We start from the raw sequence: 20,469 nt of genomic DNA, 5'->3' as shown, positions 1-20,469 counted from the left end.
TGACAGGAACGCGATGTGAGGCACCTCACACGAGGGTCAGAAGGCCTTGAACAGCGGTTCCCCGTGGTCGGAGGCCGCGAACCGCTCGGCCGCGCGCTCCAGCTTGTCGGGGTTGACCTGGTTGCGGAACGCGGCGATGCCCTCGGCGGTGACCTCCAGGCACATGACGCCGACGACCCGGCCGGAGACGACCGCCACGACGGCGGGGTCGCCGTTGGCGGTCCAGGCGTAGACCTCCGGCGCGCCGCCGACGATGGCCCGCTTGGCCTCGCCGGGTTTGAACAGGCCCCACAGGAACTTCGCGACCGCGAGGGCGCCCTCGAACGCCTTGGCGCGGGCCGGGACCTTCCCGCCGCCGTCGCCGATCGAGATCGCGTCCTTGGTGAGCAGCCGCACGAGCGGCCCGGTCTGGCCGCTGGTGGCGGCCGCGAGGAACTCCTCGACTATCCGCCGGGCGGCGGCCTCGTCGATCTCGGTGCGGGCCTTGCCGTCCGCGACGTGCTTCTTGGCGCGATGGAAGATCTGCTGGCTGGCGGCCTCGGTGATGTCGAGGATCTCGGCGATCTCCCGGTGCGGGTAGTCGAAGGCCTCCCGCAGCACGTACACCGCCCGCTCGTTGGGGGAGAGGCGCTCCATGAGGGTGAGGACCGCGTACGAGACCGATTCGCGCTGCTCGGCGGTGTCGGCCGGGCCGAGCATCGGGTCCCCGGCGAGCAGCGGCTCGGGAAGCCATTGGCCCACATAGGTCTCGCGCCGTGCCCGCGCGGAGGTGAGCTGGTTGAGGCACAGGTTCGTGAGCACCTTCGTAAGCCAGGCCTCGGGGACCTCGATGCGGTCGACGTCGGCGGCCTGCCAGCGCAGGAACGTCTCCTGCACGGCGTCCTCGGCCTCCCCGGCGGAGCCGAGGAGGCGGTAGGCGATGGCCTCCAGGCGGTGCCTGGAGGCCTCGAACCGGTCGACGTCCTTCGCGGTCAAGGGCATGGCCCCGATCCTAGGCGGGCGGGGGGGTGGCAAACCGGCACGGACTTTTCCGATCATGGGAGTTCTCTACGCTTCCACACCGGAGGGTCCGTGCCTGCGCTGCCATCCTCGCTGTTGGAGCCAAGCCTGCACCCGGGGGCGGCCGGCTACTACCGGAGCGGCTGAGCCTCAGACGTCGGCGGGGACGGTCGCGGCGCGGGCGGCGGCGACCAGCCGATCGGTCTCGGCGGCCACCTCCTCGGCCCCGGTCGGGGTGCCCGGGTCGTAGCGGACCGTCCAGGTCAGCCCGTCCACGCCGGCCACCCGGCGGGCGGCGATCCGCCCGGCGCCGCCGGGCACCTCGTGGTGCCCGGTGTACGCCACCGAGCGGGTGACCCGCGCCCGCACCTGGTGCGGCAGCTCCCCGGGGTCGAGCAGCAGGTACGTCTCGGCCGGGCAGTCGGCCACCACCAGGTAGCCGTCCCGTTCGGCGACCCGCTCCGCCGGCGTGACGGTCAGCTCCCGCCCCGACCAGACCGCCTTGAGGATGTCGTGCCAGCCCAGCCGGTGCCCCCGGCCGGGCAGCCAGAGCCCGAGGTTGCTGGCCACCAGCACGCCGTCGCCTTCGCCGTTGCCGGCCGCGGCCCAGGCGAGCACCCGCTCGTCGGGCGCCAGCGGCGGCCGGTCGGCGGGCGGCAGCTTCGATTTGCGGTTGAACAGTCCCATCACAGTCCTCCCGCGGCCTGCTCGCGCAGCGCCCGCGCGTGCTGCTCCAGCGAGAGCAGTTCCCCGAAGAGCGCGAAGTACTCGTCCTTGTTGCTGACCGGGTTGATCCGTTGGACCTTGGACTTGAGGTCCTTGATCCGCGCGGTCACCGAACCCCACTGGAGGCGGGCCATGGTGATCGAGACGTAGCGCGGGTCGGGCTCGCCGTCGATGCGCAGCGGCTCGACGGCCAGCTCGCCGACGAGCGCGCTCGCGGCCAGGTCCTCGCAGGCGTCGCGGACCTGCTCGATCCAGACCGCGCCGCCCGTGGCCGCCGACGCGCCGCCGGCCGCCGCGATGGCCGCCCGCACCGCCACGTGGACGGGGTGGCGGTATTCGGTGGCCTCCACGGCGTCGAACATCGGGCCGGCCAGCACCGGTTCCTGGAGGGCGAGTTTCAGCGCCTCCCGCTCGACCATCGACTGCGGGCTGTCCACGGCCGGGGTGGCCGGGGCGGGGCGGCGCGAGGCGGGGGCATCGCCGGCCGGCTGGCCGTTCCCGGCGGCCAGCACGGCCCGCTGCACCGGCTCGATCTCCATGCCGAGGTCACCGGCGAGCTTGCGGACGTACTCCGGGCGCTTCTCCCGGTCCTTGATCTTGGCGACCAGCGGGGCGGCCCGACGCATCGCCTCCACCCGGCCGTCGACGGTGTCCAGGTCGTACCGGTTGATCATGTGGCGCAGCGCGAAGTCGACCAGCGGCTCGCGGCGGGCGACCAGGTCGCGGACCGCCAGGTCGCCTTTGGCCAGGCGCAGCTCGCACGGGTCCATGTTGTCGGGGCTGACCGCGATGAAGGTGCGCCCGACGAAGCGCTGATCGTCCTCGAACGCGCGCAGTGCCGCCTTCTGGCCGGCGGCGTCCCCGTCGAAGGTGAAGATGATCTCGCCGGCCACCGCGTCGGTGTCCAGCAGCAGGCGGCGCAACACTCCGATGTGGTCGGAGCCGAACGCCGTGCCGCAGGTCGCCACCGCCGTCGGAACGTCGGCCAGGTGGCAGGCCATCACGTCCGTGTAGCCCTCGACCACGACCACCTTGCCCTGCTTGGCGATCTCCCGTTTGGCCTGGTCGATGCCGTAGAGGACGTGCGACTTCTTGTAGATCGGCGTCTCGGGGGTGTTCAGGTATTTCGGGCCGTCGTCGTCGGCGAAGAGCTTGCGGGCGCCGAAGCCGATCACGTCGCCGGTGAGATCGCGGATCGGCCACATCAGCCGACGGCGGAACCGGTCGATCAGGGTGCCGGAGCGGGACGGGCGGGACAGCCCGCCGGTGACCAGCTCGTCGTGGGTGAAGCCCTGCTGACGCAGGTGCTTGGTGAGCAGGTCCCACGCGTCGGGGGCGAAGCCGCAGCCGTACCGGTCGGCGGCGGCCCGGTCGAAGCCGCGTTGGGCCAGGAACTCCCGGGCCGGGCGGGCGCCGGCCGTGGTGAGCTGGGCGCGGTAGAACTCCACCGCGGCCGCGTGCGCGGCGACCAGCCGCTGCCGCTGCCCCTGCTGCGGGCGGGCGCGCGGGGTGGACCGGTCGTCCTCCACGTACCGCAGCTGGATGCCGGCGCGGGCGGCGAGCCGCTCGACGGACTCGACGAAGCTCAGGTGCTCCGCGTCCATCAGGAACTTGATCGCGTCACCGCCGGCCCCGCAGCCGAAGCAGTACCAGACGTTGCGGGCGGGCGAGACGTTGAACGACGGGCTCTTCTCGTCGTGGAACGGGCAGAGCCCCTTGAGGTTGCCGCCGCCGGCCGACTTCAGCGTGACCGTGTCGGAGATGACCTCGGCGATGGAGGTGCGCTCGCGGACCAGCGCGATGTCCTCGTCCCGGATCCGCCCCGCCATCTCCGCCACCTCCTCGGCGTACATCCTGCCCTGCCGGACCGGGGATCCGGTGGTCGGGGGACGCCCGTGTGGCGAAGGACGCGGCGGCCCGCCGGACCGGCGGGCCGCGCGGTCAGGCGGAGCGGCCCGCGCCGCTTGTCACGTCGCCGATCCGGGGGAACGGCTCGATGGAGAAGACCACCTCGACCGGCACCTCGAAGAACGCGGCGATCCGCAGCGCCAGGTGCAGGCTGGGCCGGAACTCACCCCGCTCCAGGTAGCCGACCGTCTGGTAGTGCACGCCCAGCGCGTCGGCGAGCTGCCGGCGGGAGATGCCCCGCTCGGCGCGCAGCACCGCGATCCGGTTGTGCACGGTCTCGCTCATCGACGCCCTCTCATCCGACCCGCTGCATGGCCCGCTCCCGGCGGGCGGCCACCCGCGAGCCGGATTCCCGGCGGGCCATCCGACGCAGCACGACCGGCGCCAGCACGAGCCCGAGCACCGCCCACGCGCCGAGCACGCCGAGCGTCTCCAGGTGCCGCCAGGAGCCGTCGAGCTCGACCGCGGCCATGCCGTCGGGCAGCAGCGCCGAGCGCATCCCCAACCCTAGCCAGTAGATCGGGAAGACCTGGGCGACGTCCTGCAGCCACCCCGGGTAGCCGTTGATCGGGTAGAAGATGCCGGAGAGGGCGATCAGCCCCATGTTCGGCAGCATGACCAGCCCGAGGTTGCGCGGGTTCTCGATCAGCGCGCCGAGGACCGCGCCCATCGGCAGGGTGGCGACCAGGCCGAGCACCGCCACCCAGAGCAGGGTGAACCAGGCGGACGCGCTGGTCACCCGGAGCCCGTCCAGGAAGAACAGCGCCGGGACGAGCTGGATGAACATGCTCACCAGCGCCACCGTCGACATCAGGATGATCTTCCCGACCAGGTAGCCGAGCATCCCGTTCGGAGTGGCCTTGGCGCGCAGCAGGGTGCCGTCCTCCCGCTCGATGACCAGCTGCGAGGCGAGGACCAGCATGCCGCCGAAGGCCAGCCCCATGCCGAGGGCGCTGGGCAGCGTACGGGCGCCGAGGGAGAAGGAGGTGCCGGGCACCGTGGAACCGCGCATGAAGAACATGGCGGTCAGCAGGGCCGCGGTCGGGAAGAAGTAGTTCCACAGGTCCTGAGCGTTGGTGAAGGTGTTACGCAGCTCGATCGCGCCGCGCTGGACGCCGGCCCGGACGGCCGCCACGGTCGGGTTCATCGGTCGCTGCTCCCCTGCCGCCACACCCGGGTCGCCGTGCCGGCCCGCACCCCGGATTCCTCTTCGTAGACCAGTGCCATGTACGCGTCCTCCAGGCTCGCCCGGCGGACCTCCAGCTCCTGCACGGCGTCGCCGTACTGGCGGAGCAGGTCGCGGACGAAGCCGGTGGCGTCGGCGGCGGAGTGCACGAAACGCTCCCCGTCCCGGGTCCAGCGGATCTCCGCGTCCCCCGCGACCCGACGGGACAGCTCGTCCGGCGAGCCGTTGGCGACGATCCGGCCACCGGCCAGGATGAGGATCCGGTCGGCCAGCTTCTCCGCCTCGTCCAGGTCGTGCGTGGTGAGCAGGATGGTGGTCTCGTCCAGGTCGGCGAGACGGTGCACCAGCTCGTGGAACTCGCGCCGGGCGGCCGGGTCGAAGCCGACCGTCGGCTCGTCCAGGAAGAGCAGCTCCGGGCGGCCCACGATGCCGACCGCCACGTCGAGCCGGCGGCGCTGGCCGCCGGAGAGCTGGTGCACCCGCTTCCCGGCGTGCGCGCCGAGGCCGACCGTGTCCAGCAGCTCGTCGACCGGCCAGGGCCGGCGGATCCGGGCAGTCGAGTACGGCGCGTAGAAGTCGCCGAGGTGGGCCAGCAGGTCCCGGACCCGCCACTTGCCGTGGTCCCGCCAGGACTGGAGGACCACGCCCATCCGGGCCCGCCACCGCTCGTCGCCCCGGCCCGGGTCGCTGCCGAGGACGCTCACCTCGCCGGCGGAGCGCATCCGGAAGCCTTCGAGGATCTCGATGGTGGTGGTCTTGCCGGCCCCGTTCGGCCCGAGCAGGGCGAGGACCTCGCCGCGCCGGGCGGTGAACGTAACCCCGTGCAGCACGTCGACGCTGCCGTAGCGCATGCGGAGGTCGCGGACGTCGAGGACGAGGTGGTCGTCGGGTGGGTGGGGAATCGTGTCGACTCCCGGTAGTTCGACCGCCGTCATGACCGCTCCCCGAGGTGTGTCGGATCAGTACCGCGAAATGTAGCACTCCTACTACATTATGAGGTAGACCGACTCCGTCGGGAATCGGACCGCCGGGCCGCCGGCCCTTGCGGATCTTGGCTACGGTGGGGGCCGCGACCGCGAGGAGGAACGCCGGATGGCCCAGGACACGGACGTACCGCTGACCATCGCCCTCGCCGAGTACGAGCACCTGCGCGAGCTGAGCCGCGCGGTGCACGACCAGTCGGCGGCCCGGTTCACCTTCTTCCTCGCGGTTGCCTCCGCCGCCACCGCCGTCTCCGCGGGGCTGATCACCACCGGCAGCCCGGACGGCCGGGTGCGGCCCGCCGTCCTGGCCGGCCTCGGGGTGCTGGTCCTGCTCCTCGGGATCTCGGTCTTCGCCCGCCAGGTCGAGCTGAACGACCGGGGCCGCCGGTACGCCGTGGCGGCCACCGTGCTGCGCACCTACCTGGCCCGGCGGGCGCCCGACCTGACGGCGTACGTGATGATGCCGACGCTGGACGACCATGGCCCCTTCGCGCCGGAGCCGTTCCGGCGGCACTGGTTCCGTGACCTGGTCAGCCAGGCCGGCATGATCGCCCTGCTCAACAGCGTGCTGCTGGGCCTGGCCGCCGCCCTGGCGGCGCTGGCCGCCGGCCCGCCCTGGCTGGCGGTCACCCTGGCGGCCCTGGTGGTCCCCGGCTCGGTCGCGGCGCACCTGCGGGTCATCCGCCGCCGCATCGCCCGCTCCGCCGACCGGGTCGGCACCGTCCTGGCCGACCGTTGTCTCGCTTCCACGACGTGACACCGGCGCGGCCGGGTGTAGACCCGGGGCGCCGCGGGTCGACCTCCTGGGCGACTCGGTCGCCTGGTCGCTCGGCACCTGCCTGCCGCCGCAGGAGAAGCTGACCGTGAGCGTGCGCGCCGTGCAGGGCTGCGGCATCGCCCGCCTGCCGGAGCTGCGCTACCTCGGGGAACCGCATCCCAACTACCCGGGGTGCGAGCACTGGGACGACCGCTGGCGGCGGGGCGTACGCGCCGACGACCCGGACGTGGCGGTGATCCTGCTGGACCGCTGGGAGCTGATGGACCGCAAGCTGGACGGGCGCTGGCAGCACGTCGGCGACCCGGCGTTCGACCGGTACCTGACGGGGGAGCTGGACCGGGCCATCGGCATCGCGGCCGAACGGGGCGCCCACGTCACGCTGCTGACCGCGCCGTACACCCACCGGGCGGAGCGGCCGGACGGCGGGCTGTGGCCGGAGGACGGCGCCGACCGGGAGGACGCCTGGAACCGGCTGCTGCGGGCGGCCGCCGAGCGGCACGGCGCGACGGTGCTCGACCTGAACCGGCGGGTCTGCCCGGACGGGCGATTCACCTGGTAGGCCGGCGGGGTGCGGGTCCGCAGCGACGGCCTGCACTTCACCCCGGAGGGGGTGCAGGAGTGGATCGCCCCGTGGCTGCTGCCCCAGCTCTACCGGATCGCCGTGCGGGGCGGGTGACCGGCGGATCGCCGTGCGGGGCGGGTGACCGGCGCCGCCGCTCAGGCGACGGCCGCCACCTCTTCCGCCTCGACCTGGGCGTTCCAGCCGGCCTTCGTCGAGCGCCAGCCCTCGTCGTCCATGCCGAGCCGCCAGTAGCCGGAGATGGAGAGCGCCTCCCGGGGCACCCCGCGCTCGACCCGCAGCAGCCGGCGCAGCTCCTTGACGAAGCCGGCCTCGCCGTGGACGAAGGCGTGCACCGCGCCGGGCGGGAACTCCAGGGCGGTCACCGCCGCCACCAGCGCCTCGCCGACCGGGCGACCGGACCGGTGCAGCCAGGTCAGCTCCACCGCGGCGGAGCTGGCCAGCGGCAGCTCGTCGGCCGGGCCGTCGACCTCGACGAAGACCTTGGCGGGGGCGCCGACGGGCAGCCGCTCCAACGCGGCGGCGATCGCCGGCAGGGCGCACTCGTCGCCGGCCAGCAGGTGCCAGTCGGCGGCCGGGTCCGGGGCGTACGCGCCGCCCGGGCTGGTGAAAAGCACCTGGTCGCCGGGGCGCAGGGCGGCGGCCCACGGGCCGGCCAGTCCCTCGTCGCCGTGGTGCACCACGTCGACGGTCAGCTCACCGGTCGTCGGGTCCCAGGCCCGGACCGTGTACGCCCGCAGCCTCGGCCACTGCTCGCGGGGCAGGTCCCGCTTGAGGGAGGCCAGGTCCACCGGGTGCGGGTAGCTGACGCCGGCCGGCGGGAAGACGAACTTGATGTAGTGGTCGGTGTACGCGCCCACCGGCAGGCCGGCCAGCTCCGCACCGCCCAGCACCAACCGGATCAGGTGCGGGGTGGGCCGCTCGGTCCGCAGGAGCTGCGCGGCGGTGATCTTCTTCGGGCGCTCACTCATGCTGCTTAGGCTAGCCTAAGTCGCGCCGGCCACCCACTGCGATCGGAACGCGCTCAGCCGAGCCCGGGCCGGGCGCCCACCAGGCGGCCGTGCCAGGCCAGCGCGGCCGGGTCGGTGAGGGAGGCGACCTGGTCGATCACCACCCGCAGCCGGGCGGCGTCGTCCGGGGCGTCCCGCCACAGCAGGGCGAAGACCGGGTCCAACCCGTCCGGGGCGCGGTCGACCAGGGCGGCGACCAGCTCGGCGAGGATCTCCCGCTGGCTGGCGTACCGGGGGCCGGCGGCCGGGCGCCGCATCACGTACCGCAGGGCGATGCCCTTGAGCAGCGCGCACTGCGCCCGGATCCGGCGGGGCACCACAAGGTCGGCGGCGTACCGGCGGTGCGGACCGGGGCCGAAGCGCTCCTGGGTGGCGGCCACCACGGTCGACACGAACCGGCCGGTGAGCACGCTGGTGGTCGCCTTCAACGCCACCTGGGCCCGGTGGCTGCCGTCGTACGCGGCGAGCGGGGCGAGCGCCGGCTCGGCCACCAACTCGACCAGCACCCCGCCGAGGTCGTCCGCGGACTCCCCCGAGTACGCGGCCGCCACGTCGGCGCAGAGCGCCCGCCGCTCGTCGGCGTCCTCCAGCAACGGGCGCAGGCTGACGTACCCGCCGTGGATGCCGTCCTCCACGTCGTGCACCGAGTACGCCACGTCGTCGGCCCAGTCCATCACCTGCGCCTCCAGGCAGCGCCGACCGCCGGGCGGGGCGCCGGCGCGCAGCCAGTCGAAGACCAGGCGGTCGTCGGCGTACACCCCGAACTTGCGCTGGCCGGGACGGCGCGGCCACGGGTACTTGCTGACCGCGTCGAGCGACGCCCGGGTCAGGTTGAGCCCGACGGATCGGCCGTCCGGGGCGAGCACCTTCGCCTCCAGCCGGGTGAGCACCCGCAGCGTCTGCGCGTTGCCCTCGAAGCCGCCGCAGTCCGCGGCGAGCGCATCCAGCGCGTCCTCGCCGTTGTGCCCGAACGGCGGGTGGCCCAGGTCGTGCGCCAGCCCGGCGGTGTCCACCACGTCCGGGTCGCAGCCCAGCCGGGCCCCCATCTCGCGGGCGATCTGCGCCACCTCCAGCGAGTGGGTCAGCCGGGTCCGCAGGAAGTCGTCGGTGCCGGCGGTGTGCACCTGGGTCTTCGCCGCCAGCCGGCGGAACGCCGCCGAGTGCAGCACCCGCGCCCGGTCCCGTTCATACGGCGACCGCCCGTACCCGGTGTCCTTGGGCGCCTCGTCGATCAGGCGCGCCGCATCGTCAGACGGGCCGGCGCTCAACCGTCATCCCCGCTGCCGCACCGCCGCTGCTCGCGACTGCGGGGCTCGCAGACCCGGCTCACTCCTCGCGCTCCTCGCGCCACCTCTGTTCGCGACTGCGGGGCTCGCAAACCCGGCTCACTCCTCGCGCTCACGAAGCACGCAGAACTCGTTGCCCTCCGGGTCGGCCAGCACCGCCCACTCGACGTCGCCCTGGCCGACGTCGACATGCCGGGCGCCCATGTCGACCAGCCGCTCGACCTCGGCTTCCTGGTCGGCCGGGCGCAGGTCGATGTGCAGCCGGTTCTTGGTGACCTTGTTGTCGGCGACCGGGACGAAGACGATGCCGGGGAGCACGTCCGGCGCCCGGCGGATCTCCACCGCGTCCGGCTTGTCGGTGATCACCTGGTAACCGAGCGCCTCCGCCCACCAGTGGGCGAGCCGGGACGGGTCACGGGCGTCGACGGTCAGGCTCTCCCAGACGCTGGTCATGCGGCCACCCTCCCCGGTTGATCCAACAGTGCGCCCAGGTTACGCCCGGCCGCGTCGATCGGCGCGCCCGACGACACGCCGGGCCGGCGGCGGGGCCGCCGGCCGGCGCGCCGGCGACCCCGTGCCCGACCCTGATCAGCGGGAGTCGGAGCCGTCCGTCTCCACGACGGCGCGACCGGCCTCCAGCCGGGCCACCGGGACCCGGAACGGCGAGCAGGAGACATAGTCCAGGCCCACCTCGTGGAAGAAGTGCACCGAATCGGGGTCACCGCCGTGCTCGCCGCAGACCCCGAGCTTCAGCTCGGGCCGGGCGGCCCGGCCCTCCTCGGCGGCGATCCGGACCAGCCGGCCGACGCCCTCCCGGTCGATCGACTCGAACGGCGAGATGCCGAAGATGCCCAGCTCCAGGTAGCGCCAGAAGAACGCGCCCTCGACGTCGTCGCGGGAGAAACCCCAGCCCATCTGGGTCAGGTCGTTGGTGCCGAAGGAGAAGAACTGCGCCGCCTCGGCGATCTGCCCGGCGGTCAGCGCCGCCCGGGGCACCTCGATCATGGTGCCGATCAGCACCTCGACGCCGCTGTCCGCGACCACCTCGGCGATGATCTTCTCGGCCTCGGCGCGGACCGTCTCCAGCTCCTGCACGGCGCCGACCAGCGGGACCATGATCTCCGGCTTGGCGACCGCGCCGTCGCGGGTGACCGCGACCGCGGCCTCCGCGATCGCCCGGACCTGCATGGCGAACAGACCGGGAATGACCAGGCCCAGCCGTACGCCGCGCAGGCCGAGCATCGGGTTCTCCTCGTGCATCCGCCGGACGGCGGCGAGCAGCGCCTCCTCCTTGGCCACGTCCTCGCCCCGCTCCTGGGCGACCGCGACGTTGACGGCGAGCTGCTCCAGCGGAGGCAGGAACTCGTGCAGCGGCGGGTCGATCAGCCGGACGGTGACCGGCAGGCCGTCCATCTCACGGAAGATCTCCATGAAGTCGGCCCGCTGCAACGGCAGCAGGGCGAACAACGCGGACTCCCGGTCGTCGTCGGTGCGGGCCAGGATCAGCCGCTCGACCAACTCCCGGCGGTCGCCGAGGAACATGTGCTCGGTGCGGCACAGCCCGATGCCCTCGGCGCCGAACCGCCGCGCCCGCGCGGCGTCCGCGCCGGTGTCGGCGTTCGTCCGGACCGCCAGCCGTCGCTTGGCGTCGGCGTGAGTCATGATCCGGTGTACGGCCCGGACCAGCGCGTTGTCGACGTGCTCCGGCTCGAGACTGCCCTCGAAGTACTGCACCACCTCCGACGGCATGACCGGCACCTGGCCGAGGTAGACCTTGCCGGTGGTGCCGTCGATGGAGACGATGTCGCCCTCGTTGACGGTCTGCCCGGCCACGGTGAACTTCTTGGCCGGGACGTTGACGTCCAGCTCGTCGGCGCCGGAGACGCAGGTCTTGCCCATCCCTCGGGCCACCACGGCGGCGTGGCTGGTCTTGCCGCCGCGCGAGGTGAGGATGCCCTTGGCGGCGATCATGCCGTTGAGGTCGTCGGGGTTGGTCTCCCGGCGGACCAGGATCACCGACTCCCCCTCGGCCGCCAGTTCGACAGCCCGGGCGGAGGTGAAGACCACCTTGCCGGACGCGGCGCCCGGGGAGGCGCCGATGCCCTTGGCCACCGGCTCGAACTCGTGGTCGAGCTTGAACCGGGGGAACATCAGCTGGGCGAGCTGCGCGCCGTTGACCCGGTGCAGCGCCTCGTCCAGGTCGATCAGGCCCTCGTCGACGAGCTGCCCGGCGATGACGAACGCGGCGGCGGCGGTCCGCTTGCCGACCCGGGTCTGCAGCATCCAGAGCTTGCCGCGCTCGATGGTGAACTCGATGTCGCAGAGGTCCTTGTAGTGCTCCTCCAGCCGGGCCATGTACCCGAGCAGCTCGTCGTAGGACTTCTTGTCGATGCGCTCCAGCTCCTGCAGCGGCACGGTGTTGCGGATGCCGGCGACCACGTCCTCGCCCTGAGCGTTGGCCAGGTAGTCGCCGTAGATGCCCTGCGCGCCGCTGCCCGGGTCCCGGGTGAAGGCGACGCCGGTGCCGGAGTCGGAGCCGAGGTTGCCGAAGACCATGGCCACCACGTTGACCGCGGTGCCCAGGTCGGCGGGGATGCGCTCCTGCCGGCGGTAGACCACCGCGCGCTCGGCGTTCCACGATTCGAAGACCGCGCGGATGGCCAGGTCGAGCTGCTCCCGCGGCTCCTGCGGGAACTCCCGCCCGGTGTGCTTGGCGAAGATCTTCTTGTACGCGTCGACCAACCCGCGCAGGTCGTCCGCGTCGAGGTCGAGGTCGTTCTTCGTGCCCTTGGCGCGCTTGGCGTCGTCGAGCGCGTGCTCGAACTCCTCGCCGGGCACCTCGCAGACGGTCTTGCCGAACATCTGGATGAGCCGGCGGTACGAGTCCCACGCGAAGCGGTCGTTCCCGCCGGCCTGGGCGCTGAGGCCGACCACGCTGCGGTCGTTGAGGCCGACGTTGAGGACGGTCTCCATCATCCCCGGCATGGAGAACTTGGCGCCCGAGCGGACCGAGACGAGCAGCGGGTCCTGCGGGTCGCCGAGCTTGCGACCCATCCCCCGCTCCAGGGACTCCAGGTGGGCCTCGATCTGACCGGCCAACCCGTCCGGCTCCCGGCCGGTCGCCAGGTACGCCTTGCAGGCCTCGGTGGTGATGGTGAAGCCGGGCGGAACCGGCAGGCCGAGGTTGGTCATCTCGGCGAGGTTGGCACCCTTGCCGCCGAGCAGGTCCTTGAGCTCCTTGTTGCCCTCGGCGAAGTCGTAGACGTACTTGTGATCGACCGAATCTTGCGCTGCCACCAGAGCCTCCCACGCGCGCCGGAATTGACACTTAACGAAGGTTCAGTTGCCTCATACCCCGGGGCCGACCGCCGGTAATCCCGGCGTCATCAGCGATCGGTGGGCGAAGGCTAAGCGAACATCGAGTGGCCTGGGACCGTTCGGTGACAATAGGCACAGCCATCACGACTATCCGCGTTCGTGCTGGTTTCTGGGAACGCTTCCACGCGCAGGATCACGCAACTCCGGCTCCCCTCGTACTCTTGACGGCACTGGTTTTGTCGAACCTCACCTTTGCCATATCCGACGCAAATACACCCCGGAGCCGTCGCCGTGCCGCCCATCCCCTCCACCACCCCCGCCACCGGTCCGGACCCCGTCGGACCGGACCCGACGGGGTCCGGACCGGCCGGACTCTCCGCCCACCAGCCGACGGCGGCCGACCTGGCCCGGGTCGCCGCGCGGGCGGCCGGTGACCTGCTCGCCCCGCCCGCCCCGGTCCGCCTCGCCGACGTGATCCCCGCGCCCGAGCGGGTGGCGCCGGACCCCACGGCCGACTTCGTGCTCCCCGCCGACGCCGCGATCCGGGTCAGCCTCGACCCGGCCGCCCGCGACGTCGCCGAGCAGCTCGCCGAGCAGCTCCGCCCCGCAACCGGCTACCTGGTGCCGGTGACCGACCTGGCCGAGCCGCGGACCCGCGACCTCCTCGTGCTCACCGTCGCCGGCGCGGCGGCACCCGCCGCGACCGAGGGCGCCACCGGGCTCGGAGCTGCCGAGGTCGGGGGCGGTGCCGCGCTGGGCGACGAGGGCTACCGGCTCGACGTGGCCGACGGCGGGGTGCGGATCACCGCCGCCACCGCGGCCGGGCTGTTCCACGGCGTGCAGACGCTGCGCCAACTGCTGCCGACCGCGATCGAGAGCCCCACCCCGGTGGCCGAGCGCTGGGTGGTGCCCGGTGGGCTGATCGTCGACCGGCCCCGGTTCCCCTACCGGGGCGCGATGCTCGACGTGGCGCGGCACTTCTTCGGCGTCGCCGACGTGCTGCGGGTGATCGACCACCTGGCCCGGTACAAGCTCAACCACCTGCACCTGCACCTCACCGACGACCAGGGCTGGCGGATCGCGGTCGACTCCTGGCCGCGGCTCGCCACCGTGGGCGGCACCACCGAGGTGGGTGGCGGCCCCGGCGGTTGGTACACCGCCGCCGACTACCGCCGTATCGTCCGGTATGCCGCCCGCCGGCACGTCACCGTGGTGCCGGAGGTCGACCTGCCGGGGCACACCAACGCGGCGCTGGTCGCGTACCCCGAGCTGGCGCCGGGGAAGATCCCGCCGCCGCCGTACACCGGCACCGAGGTCGGCTTCAGCTACCTGGACCCGGCCGACGAGCGCACGTACGACTTCGTCGCCGACGTGCTCGGTGAGGTGGCCGCGCTCACCCCGGGGCCGTGGCTGCACATCGGCGGCGACGAGGCGTTCAAGGTCAAGGGCGCGGCGTACACCGGCTTCGTGGAGCGGGCGCAGCGGATCGTCGCCGGGCTGGGCAAGACCGTGGTCGGTTGGCACCAGCTTGCGCCGGCCGCGCACCTCGACGGGCGAGTGCTCCAGTGGTGGGGCACCAACGGCGACGACCCGGACATCGCGGCGGCGGTACGCCGGGGCGCGAGGCTGATCCTCTCCCCCGGCAACCACGCCTACCTCGACATGAAGTACGCCCCCGACACCCCCATCGGGCACGACTGGGCCGGCCTGATCGACGTGCGCAAGGCGTACGACTGGGACCCCGGCACGCACCTGACCGGCGTGCCGGCGGCGGCGGTGCTCGGCGTCGAGGCGCCGCTCTGGACCGAGTCGGTGACCTCGCTGGCCGAGATCGAGTTCATGCTGCTGCCCCGGCTGCCCGCCATCGCCGAGCTGGCCTGGTCGCCTCGGGTGACCCACGACTGGGCCGGGTTCCGGGACCGGCTGGCCGGCCACGGCCTGCGTTGGGACCTCGCCGCGATCGCGTTCCACCACTCCCCGGAGATCCCCTGGCCCACCGAGGCGACGCAGCGGGCGGTGCCGCGTCAACCGACCGCCGAGACGACGGATCGGACCTCCGACCAGGTCCGCCCCGATCCGGCCGGGACGCCCGGGCCTCCGCCCGCCACGAACGGAGCGTGACGACCTGCGGCCGAACCAATCGCCGTACGCACAGTGACCGGTTTCCTGTGGATGCCGGCCACGCCGCCGCCCTTCCGACCCGCCACAGACCCTCTGAACAGGCAATCTTCGACTCGGCCGCCCCGACCGGCGACCACTCCTCGCCCCCGCTTTGCTCTGCTTCAGCGGACGCAACAGTTGCCGACCGTGCCTGTTGCCTATGGTGAAGCAGAGCAAAGCAGGCGATGGGATGGTTCATAGCCCGAGCGAGGGTGACCGTCCGCAACTGCGATGCGGGCAGCCGAACCTCGGGGCCGATGGCCCCATGTCCGGGTAGACCCGGCCGAAGCCACTCCCGGCTGCGCCCTGGCGCATGCGGCCTCACGCCCGCCCTAGCCCCGCGCGACGTAAGGAAGGTGTCGCCTCGGCGCGACGGGAGGCCGCACCCTCACCGAACGCGCGCGGATCTTGAAAGCGGACGGTCCGGGGGCGTGTGGCTCGGGTGTCCGAGTCGGGATGCGCCCCGCCGAGCGGGATGTCCGGTTCCGGGTGAGGTGTCCCGTGGTCGGGGCCACCCCGACGGTGGAATGGTGGCCGGGGTCGGGGCGTTGAACATGGCATACCACCGCGGGTCTCGCCCGGTGGTGGGGCCCGGAGCCCTGGCCGTGGGAACACCCGGCCGGCCGGCCCGGTTACATCCCCCGGACGCCCGAGCAGGTCCCCCCGGATCGCCGGGCCGATCCCCCTCAAGACTTTCCCCCCTTCTTGCGTGGCACCACCGCACCCCCGTGCGGGTGTCGTGCACACCCCCAGAGCAGAGGAGCACGCCATCATGCGTACCGATCTGATCCGCGCCACCGTTCTGACCGCCGCTGGTATCGCCGCCACCGCCGGTGGCATCGCCGGCCCCGCGATCGCCGCCCACGCCGCCGACACCAAGCCGGCCGCGCAGGTGCAGACCGACCGCAAGCACCACGGCGAGCGGGAACTCAACGTCCGCTACCAGGCCCAGCCGAACTTCTACTACTGCGGCCCCGCCGCCACCCGCAACGCCCTGTCAGTGCAGGGCAAGGCCATCGACGTCGACGCCATGGCCAAGGAAATGGGCACCACCGAGAACGGCACCAACAGCGTCAACGACATCACCCCGGTCCTGAACAAGGAAACCGGTAGCAACGTCTACCACAGCGTCGAAATCCGCAGCCCCAAGGCCGACGACACCCAGACCGACAAGCTGCGCGCCGACATCGTCCACACCGTCGACAACGGCCGGGCCGTGGTCGCCAACATCGCCGGCACCACCACCGACACCGACGGCAACACCCACTCCTTCGAAGGCGGCCACTACATCAGCGTCGTCGGCTACCGCGACGACGGCCACACCGTCACCATCGCCGACTCCGCCGACCCCAACATGGCCTCCTACCGCATCACCGTCGACAACCTCGCCGACTGGATCGCCACCCGCGGCTACACCGCCTCCTGACCCACCAGCACCAACCAACGAAAGGGCCGACCCCCACACGGGGGCCGGCCCTTTCGTCGTCTCTTCCCCACCGGCCGCGAGCCGGCCCGAACCCTGACGGCCGGACCATGCACGGGTGGCGGACCGGACCTGGCGTGGCGCGGTCAGCCGCCGGAGTCGTCCAGCTCGGCGCCGTCCGGCACGGTGTCGTCGTCCCGGCTGGCCAGCCAGCCGTCGGGCAGGAAGACCTTGCCCTGGGAGTTGGTGCGGCCGCGCGGCTGGCCGAGGGTGGCCACCGGGAACGGCTCGGCCGGGTCGAGCTTGCCGAGCAGGTCGTCGAGCTGGGCCAGGCTCTCGATCATGGCCAGGGAGCGGCGCAGCTCGCTGCCGACCGGAAAGCCCTTGAGGTACCAGGCGACGTGCTTGCGGAAGTCGGTGCAGCCGTCCCGCTCACCGCGGGCCGGGTTGCGCGCGCCGGCCACGAACTGGTCGACCAGCAGCTCGGCGTGCCGGCGCATGGTCAGCGCCACCTCGCCCAGGCTGGGCAGCCGCCGCTCCGGCCGGCCGTTGAACGCGGCCTCCAGGTCGGCGAAGAGCCACGGCCGGCCCAGGCAGCCCCGCCCGATCACCACGCCGTCCACCCCGGTGTGCACCACCATCCGCAGCGCGTCGTCGGCCTCCCAGATGTCGCCGTTGCCGAGCACCGGCACGTCGAGAGCCTGCTTGAGGGTGGCGATCGCGTCCCAGTCGGCGGTGCCCGAGTAGCGCTGCCCGGCCGTACGCCCGTGCAGGGCGACCGCCGCGACGCCCGCGTCCTGCGCGGCGAGCCCGGCCTCGACGTACGTCAGATGGTCGTCGTCGATGCCCTTGCGCATCTTCACCGTGACCGGCACCCCGGCGGGCGACGCGGCGTCCACCGCGGCCTTCACCAGCCGGGCGAAGAGCCGGCGCCGCCACGGCAGGGCCGCACCGCCACCGCGCCGCGTCACCTTCGGCACCGGGCAGCCGAAGTTGAGGTCGATGTGGTCGGCGAGATCGCGCTCCACCACGATCCGCACGGCGGCGGCGGTGATCTCCGGGTCGGTGCCGTAGAGCTGGAGGCTGCGCGGCTGCTCGTCCGCGCCGAAGGCGATCATGCGCAGCGTCTTCGGGTTCCGCTCGACCAGCGCCCGGGTGGTGATCATCTCGCAGACGTAGATGCCGCCGCCCTGCTCCCGGCAGAGGCGCCGGAAGCCGATATTGGTGATCCCGGCCATCGGCGCCAGCACCACCGGCGGCCACACCTGGTGCGGCCCGAGGGTCAACGGGCGCAGCGCGGGCAGGGTCGGGGCAGTCACCGGACAAGTGTACGGGGCCCTGACCGGCACTCCTCCCGCGCCGGTCAGGGCCCCGTCACCAGCTCAGCAGCCGGGCAGGCGCTCGATCAGGTAGCGCTCGACCTGGTCCAGGGAGATGCGCTCCTGGGCCATGGTGTCCCGGTTCCGCACGGTCACCGCGTTGTCGTCGAGGGTGTCGAAGTCGACCGTCACGCAGAACGGCGTGCCGATCTCATCCTGCCGCCGGTAGCGGCGACCGATCGCCTGCGAGTCGTCGAACTCGACCACCCAGCGCTTGCGCAGGTCGGCGGCGAGCCCCTTCGCCTTCGGCGACAGCGCCTCGTTGCGGGACAGCGGCAGCACCGCCACCTTCACCGGGGCCAGCCGCGGGTCGAAGCGCATCACGGTCCGCTTGTCCACGCCGCCCTTGGTGTTCGGGGCCTCGTCCTCGTCGTACGCCTCGAGCAGGAAGGCGAGCACCGCGCGGGTCAGGCCGGCGGCCGGCTCGATCACGTACGGCATCCAGCGCTCGCCCTTGGTCTGGTCGAAGTACGACAGGTCGACGCCGGAGTGCTTGCTGTGCGTGGACAGGTCGAAGTCGGTCCGGTTGGCGATGCCCTCCAGCTCGGCGAACTCGGTGCCGCCGAACTGGAACCGGTACTCGATGTCGACGGTGCGCTTCGAGTAGTGGGAGAGCTTCTCCTTGGGGTGCTCGTAGAGGCGCAGGTTGTCCGCCGACAGGCCGAGGTCGAGGTACCAGTTCCAGCGCTCGGAGAGCCAGTACTCGTGCCACTGCTCGTCCGAGCCTGGCTCGACGAAGAACTCCATCTCCATCTGCTCGAACTCGCGGGTGCGGAAGATGAAGTTGCCCGGGGTGATCTCGTTGCGGAACGACTTGCCGGTCTGCGCGATGCCGAACGGCGGCTTCTTGCGGGCGACCGTCTCGACGTTCTTGTAGTTGACGAAGATGCCCTGGGCGGTCTCCGGGCGCAGGTAGTGCAGGCCCTCGTCGCTCTCCACCGGGCCCAGGTAGGTCTTCATCAAGCCGTTGAACATCTTCGGCTCGGTGAAGGTGCCCTTGTTGCCGCAGTTCGGGCAGTTCAGTTCCTGAAGCGAGGTCAGCGGCTTGCCGTGCTTCTCGGCGTACGCCTCCTCCAGGTGGTCGGCGCGGAACCGCTTGTGGCAGAACTGGCACTCGGTCAGCGGGTCGACGAACTCGGCGATGTGGCCGGAGGCCTCCCAGACCTTGCGGGCCAGGATGACCGCGGAGTCCAGGCCGACGACGTCGTCGCGCTGCTGGACCATGGTCTTCCACCACTGCCGGCGGACGTTCTCCTTGAGCTCCACGCCGAGCGGACCGTAGTCCCACGCCGACCGGGTGCCTCCGTAGATCTCGCTGGAGGGGAAGACGAAGCCTCGGCGCTTGGCGAGGCTGACGACGGCGTCGATACGGTCGGCTGGCATGTTTCCTCCTACGCCGGCTGGCGGTCGGCGGGGGCGATGTGGATGGAACGGTCAGTTCGGGACAACGGTACGGCGACCGGAGGCCTGAGCCCAGCAGAATACCGGGGGCGGGTCAGCTCACCCCGCAGACCTCCATGCCACCGGTCTGCGGGTCGGCCGCCAGGGTCACCTGCTGGGCCTCCTGCCGGCCGCCGCCGAGGGTCACGTCCACCGGCACGGTGAGGGTCTGCGCGTCGACCTTGCCGACCCGGTACCCGGAGATGGGCGGCTCGGCGGCGACCCGCTGCTCGAACTCCGGCCGGGACTCGCGCCGCTGGGCGTCGTCGCAGAGCCGGTCGTACGCCCGGGACCAGTCCTTCTCCACCAGGGCCTGGTAGTAGTCGTCGGTCACCGTCCGGCCCTGCTCCTCGATCGCCTGGACGTTGCTCACCGCCAGTCCGACGATGGCCGCGCCGCCCCCGCCGCAGCAGAGCAGCACGGCGAGCGCCCCGACGCCGAGGCCGAGCCAGAGCCGGGCGCGGCCGCCCTCGGTGGGCGGGGCGGCGAACGGCGGGGCCACTCCGGGACCGGCGGGGACACCGGGCTCGGCGGGCGGCCCCGGGACCGGCGGCGCGCCACCTGCGCCGGGCAGCACGGGGTGCGGGGGCGGGGCTGCCGGTCCGGGAGCGGTCATACGCCAGAGGGTAGTGCCCCCGCGGTCAGCGGTAAGGGCCCGCGGCCCGATCACTGGCGACCACGACGATCTCCCCGTCGGGTGCGGCGCTGGCGAGCGTCTCGTACGCCGACGGCTCGTCGACCGACTCGGCCAGCAGCGGCACCGCCGTGATCTTGACGTCGAAGCCGCCCAGCGCCCGCCGGTACGCCCCGACCGACTCCCACTCGGTGACCAGACACCAGTACGTCGGGTCGTCGAGCGCGCGCAGCAGTTCCCCGCGCAGGTAGCCGGGGCGGGCGGCGAGCGCCGCGAGGGCGGCGTGGGCCCGGTCGGTGAAGCCGGGGGCGACCTCGGTGTCCACCACGAACCGGTTGGTGACCAGCACCGGCGTCCTCCTCGTAGAGTCTGTGGGATGCAGCGTACGCAGAGTCTCCTGCTGGCCCGTCTGGCCCGGGTCAACCCGACGACGGTGTTCCTGGCCACGCTGGTCCTGGTGCTGGTGGGGTTCTTCGCGCCCGGCCCGGTGGGCGGCGGGCTGTTGCTGGCGCTGGCCGCGGGGCTGGTGTGGCTGATGGTGACCACCTGGCCGGTGCAGCGGCCGGCGACCCGGGTGCTCCGCCTGGTGATGCTGACCCTGCTGGTCGCGGTGGCCATGGCCAAGCTGCTCTGACATGCAATCATGCGTTTTTGACAAT

General features: G+C 72.6%; 18 protein-coding genes and 1 pseudogene. 5 read left to right on the top strand and 14 right to left on the bottom strand.

What is annotated here, in order from left to right; all coding sequences use genetic code 11:
• Positions 1-36: 36 nt before the first annotated feature.
• The 6 genes from sigJ to OG799_RS00585 all read right to left on the bottom strand — a co-directional run bounded on the left by sigJ (position 37) and on the right by OG799_RS00585 (position 5,754).
• Complete coding sequence (sigJ, locus tag OG799_RS00610) at positions 37-981, bottom strand: RNA polymerase sigma factor SigJ (RefSeq protein WP_406041978.1); 945 nt, start codon at positions 979-981, stop codon at positions 37-39.
• Between the two features lie 168 nt (positions 982-1,149).
• Complete coding sequence (locus OG799_RS00605) at positions 1,150-1,686, bottom strand: hypothetical protein (protein WP_406041976.1); 537 nt, start codon at positions 1,684-1,686, stop codon at positions 1,150-1,152.
• A complete protein-coding gene (gene dnaG / locus OG799_RS00600; protein ID WP_406041974.1) occupies positions 1,686-3,578 on the bottom strand; it encodes a DNA primase in 1,893 nt (630 codons plus the stop codon). The genes OG799_RS00605 and dnaG overlap by 1 nt, the downstream gene beginning before the upstream one ends.
• Before the next feature lie 88 nt (positions 3,579-3,666).
• Positions 3,667-3,918, bottom strand: a complete 252-nt coding sequence (locus tag OG799_RS00595) for a helix-turn-helix transcriptional regulator (protein WP_089013075.1) — start codon at positions 3,916-3,918, stop codon at positions 3,667-3,669.
• 10 nt (positions 3,919-3,928) lie between these two features.
• Positions 3,929-4,780, bottom strand: coding sequence for an ABC transporter permease (locus OG799_RS00590; RefSeq protein ID WP_406041971.1), 852 nt, complete (start codon positions 4,778-4,780; stop codon positions 3,929-3,931).
• Entirely contained in the window at positions 4,777-5,754 is a 978-nt protein-coding gene (locus OG799_RS00585; protein WP_406041969.1) for an ABC transporter ATP-binding protein, read from the bottom strand. The genes OG799_RS00590 and OG799_RS00585 overlap by 4 nt, the downstream gene beginning before the upstream one ends.
• Positions 5,755-5,911: 157 nt before the next feature.
• Between OG799_RS00585 and OG799_RS00580 the strand changes: the two genes are divergently transcribed.
• Together OG799_RS00580 and OG799_RS00575 are read left to right on the top strand one after the other, a co-directional pair.
• The gene (locus OG799_RS00580; protein WP_406041967.1) at positions 5,912-6,559 is read left to right on the top strand and encodes a hypothetical protein; all 648 of its coding nucleotides are present in this window, start codon (positions 5,912-5,914) and stop codon (positions 6,557-6,559) included.
• A 25-nt stretch (positions 6,560-6,584) separates the two neighbouring features.
• Positions 6,585-7,139, top strand: a pseudogene (locus OG799_RS00575) (SGNH hydrolase domain-containing protein); the annotation flags it as partial.
• Positions 7,140-7,297: 158 nt separating this feature from the next.
• On the opposite strand, the gene OG799_RS00570 reads toward OG799_RS00575, so the two are convergent.
• The 4 genes from OG799_RS00570 to ppdK all read right to left on the bottom strand — a co-directional run bounded on the left by OG799_RS00570 (position 7,298) and on the right by ppdK (position 12,753).
• Positions 7,298-8,131 (bottom strand): siderophore-interacting protein, encoded by an 834-nt coding sequence (locus OG799_RS00570; protein WP_406041965.1) that lies wholly within the window; start codon positions 8,129-8,131, stop codon positions 7,298-7,300.
• A gap of 53 nt (positions 8,132-8,184) precedes the next feature.
• Complete coding sequence (locus tag OG799_RS00565; protein ID WP_406041963.1) at positions 8,185-9,438, bottom strand: deoxyguanosinetriphosphate triphosphohydrolase; 1,254 nt, start codon at positions 9,436-9,438, stop codon at positions 8,185-8,187.
• Between the two features lie 117 nt (positions 9,439-9,555).
• Entirely contained in the window at positions 9,556-9,909 is a 354-nt protein-coding gene (locus tag OG799_RS00560) for a VOC family protein (protein ID WP_406041961.1), read from the bottom strand.
• Positions 9,910-10,044: 135 nt separating this feature from the next.
• The gene (gene ppdK, locus OG799_RS00555; RefSeq protein WP_406041959.1) at positions 10,045-12,753 is read right to left on the bottom strand and encodes a pyruvate, phosphate dikinase; all 2,709 of its coding nucleotides are present in this window, start codon (positions 12,751-12,753) and stop codon (positions 10,045-10,047) included.
• Positions 12,754-13,065: 312 nt separating this feature from the next.
• On the opposite strand from ppdK, the gene OG799_RS00550 reads away from it, so the two are divergent.
• Together OG799_RS00550 and OG799_RS00545 are read left to right on the top strand one after the other, a co-directional pair.
• On the top strand, positions 13,066-14,895 hold the full coding sequence (locus OG799_RS00550) for a beta-N-acetylhexosaminidase (RefSeq protein ID WP_406041957.1): 1,830 nt from the start codon (positions 13,066-13,068) through the stop codon (positions 14,893-14,895).
• Between the two features lie 811 nt (positions 14,896-15,706).
• Positions 15,707-16,360, top strand: a complete 654-nt coding sequence (locus OG799_RS00545; RefSeq protein ID WP_406041955.1) for a C39 family peptidase — start codon at positions 15,707-15,709, stop codon at positions 16,358-16,360.
• A 143-nt stretch (positions 16,361-16,503) separates the two neighbouring features.
• Here OG799_RS00545 and dusB read toward each other — a convergent pair whose 3' ends face one another.
• The 4 genes from dusB to OG799_RS00525 all read right to left on the bottom strand — a co-directional run bounded on the left by dusB (position 16,504) and on the right by OG799_RS00525 (position 20,159).
• On the bottom strand, positions 16,504-17,676 hold the full coding sequence (gene dusB, locus OG799_RS00540) for a tRNA dihydrouridine synthase DusB (RefSeq protein ID WP_406041953.1): 1,173 nt from the start codon (positions 17,674-17,676) through the stop codon (positions 16,504-16,506).
• 63 nt (positions 17,677-17,739) lie between these two features.
• A complete protein-coding gene (locus OG799_RS00535; protein ID WP_406041951.1) occupies positions 17,740-19,119 on the bottom strand; it encodes a glycine--tRNA ligase in 1,380 nt (459 codons plus the stop codon).
• Between the two features lie 112 nt (positions 19,120-19,231).
• Complete coding sequence (locus tag OG799_RS00530; RefSeq protein ID WP_406041949.1) at positions 19,232-19,792, bottom strand: hypothetical protein; 561 nt, start codon at positions 19,790-19,792, stop codon at positions 19,232-19,234.
• Positions 19,793-19,817: 25 nt separating this feature from the next.
• Complete coding sequence (locus OG799_RS00525; RefSeq protein ID WP_406041947.1) at positions 19,818-20,159, bottom strand: antibiotic biosynthesis monooxygenase family protein; 342 nt, start codon at positions 20,157-20,159, stop codon at positions 19,818-19,820.
• A 27-nt stretch (positions 20,160-20,186) separates the two neighbouring features.
• Between OG799_RS00525 and OG799_RS00520 the strand changes: the two genes are divergently transcribed.
• On the top strand, positions 20,187-20,444 hold the full coding sequence (locus OG799_RS00520) for a DUF6703 family protein (protein WP_406041945.1): 258 nt from the start codon (positions 20,187-20,189) through the stop codon (positions 20,442-20,444).
• Positions 20,445-20,469: the final 25 nt, after the last annotated feature.

The organism is Micromonospora sp. NBC_00898 (genome assembly GCF_045207895.1).
Lineage (GTDB): Bacteria > Actinomycetota > Actinomycetes > Mycobacteriales > Micromonosporaceae > Micromonospora.
Note: the sequence above shows the minus strand (reverse complement) of the source record. Positions and strands in the feature narration are given on the sequence as shown.

Coding starts and splice junctions, on each gene's coding strand:
- sigJ (WP_406041978.1), bottom strand. CDS start 981: ATGCCCTTGACCGCGAAGGACGTCGACCGGTTCGAGGCCTCCAGGCAC.
- OG799_RS00605 (WP_406041976.1), bottom strand. CDS start 1,686: ATGGGACTGTTCAACCGCAAATCGAAGCTGCCGCCCGCCGACCGGCCG.
- dnaG (WP_406041974.1), bottom strand. CDS start 3,578: ATGTACGCCGAGGAGGTGGCGGAGATGGCGGGGCGGATCCGGGACGAG.
- OG799_RS00595 (WP_089013075.1), bottom strand. CDS start 3,918: ATGAGCGAGACCGTGCACAACCGGATCGCGGTGCTGCGCGCCGAGCGG.
- OG799_RS00590 (WP_406041971.1), bottom strand. CDS start 4,780: ATGAACCCGACCGTGGCGGCCGTCCGGGCCGGCGTCCAGCGCGGCGCG.
- OG799_RS00585 (WP_406041969.1), bottom strand. CDS start 5,754: ATGACGGCGGTCGAACTACCGGGAGTCGACACGATTCCCCACCCACCC.
- OG799_RS00580 (WP_406041967.1), top strand. CDS start 5,912: ATGGCCCAGGACACGGACGTACCGCTGACCATCGCCCTCGCCGAGTAC.
- OG799_RS00570 (WP_406041965.1), bottom strand. CDS start 8,131: ATGAGTGAGCGCCCGAAGAAGATCACCGCCGCGCAGCTCCTGCGGACC.
- OG799_RS00560 (WP_406041961.1), bottom strand. CDS start 9,909: ATGACCAGCGTCTGGGAGAGCCTGACCGTCGACGCCCGTGACCCGTCC.
- OG799_RS00545 (WP_406041955.1), top strand. CDS start 15,707: ATGCGTACCGATCTGATCCGCGCCACCGTTCTGACCGCCGCTGGTATC.
- OG799_RS00535 (WP_406041951.1), bottom strand. CDS start 19,119: ATGCCAGCCGACCGTATCGACGCCGTCGTCAGCCTCGCCAAGCGCCGA.
- OG799_RS00530 (WP_406041949.1), bottom strand. CDS start 19,792: ATGACCGCTCCCGGACCGGCAGCCCCGCCCCCGCACCCCGTGCTGCCC.
- OG799_RS00520 (WP_406041945.1), top strand. CDS start 20,187: ATGCAGCGTACGCAGAGTCTCCTGCTGGCCCGTCTGGCCCGGGTCAAC.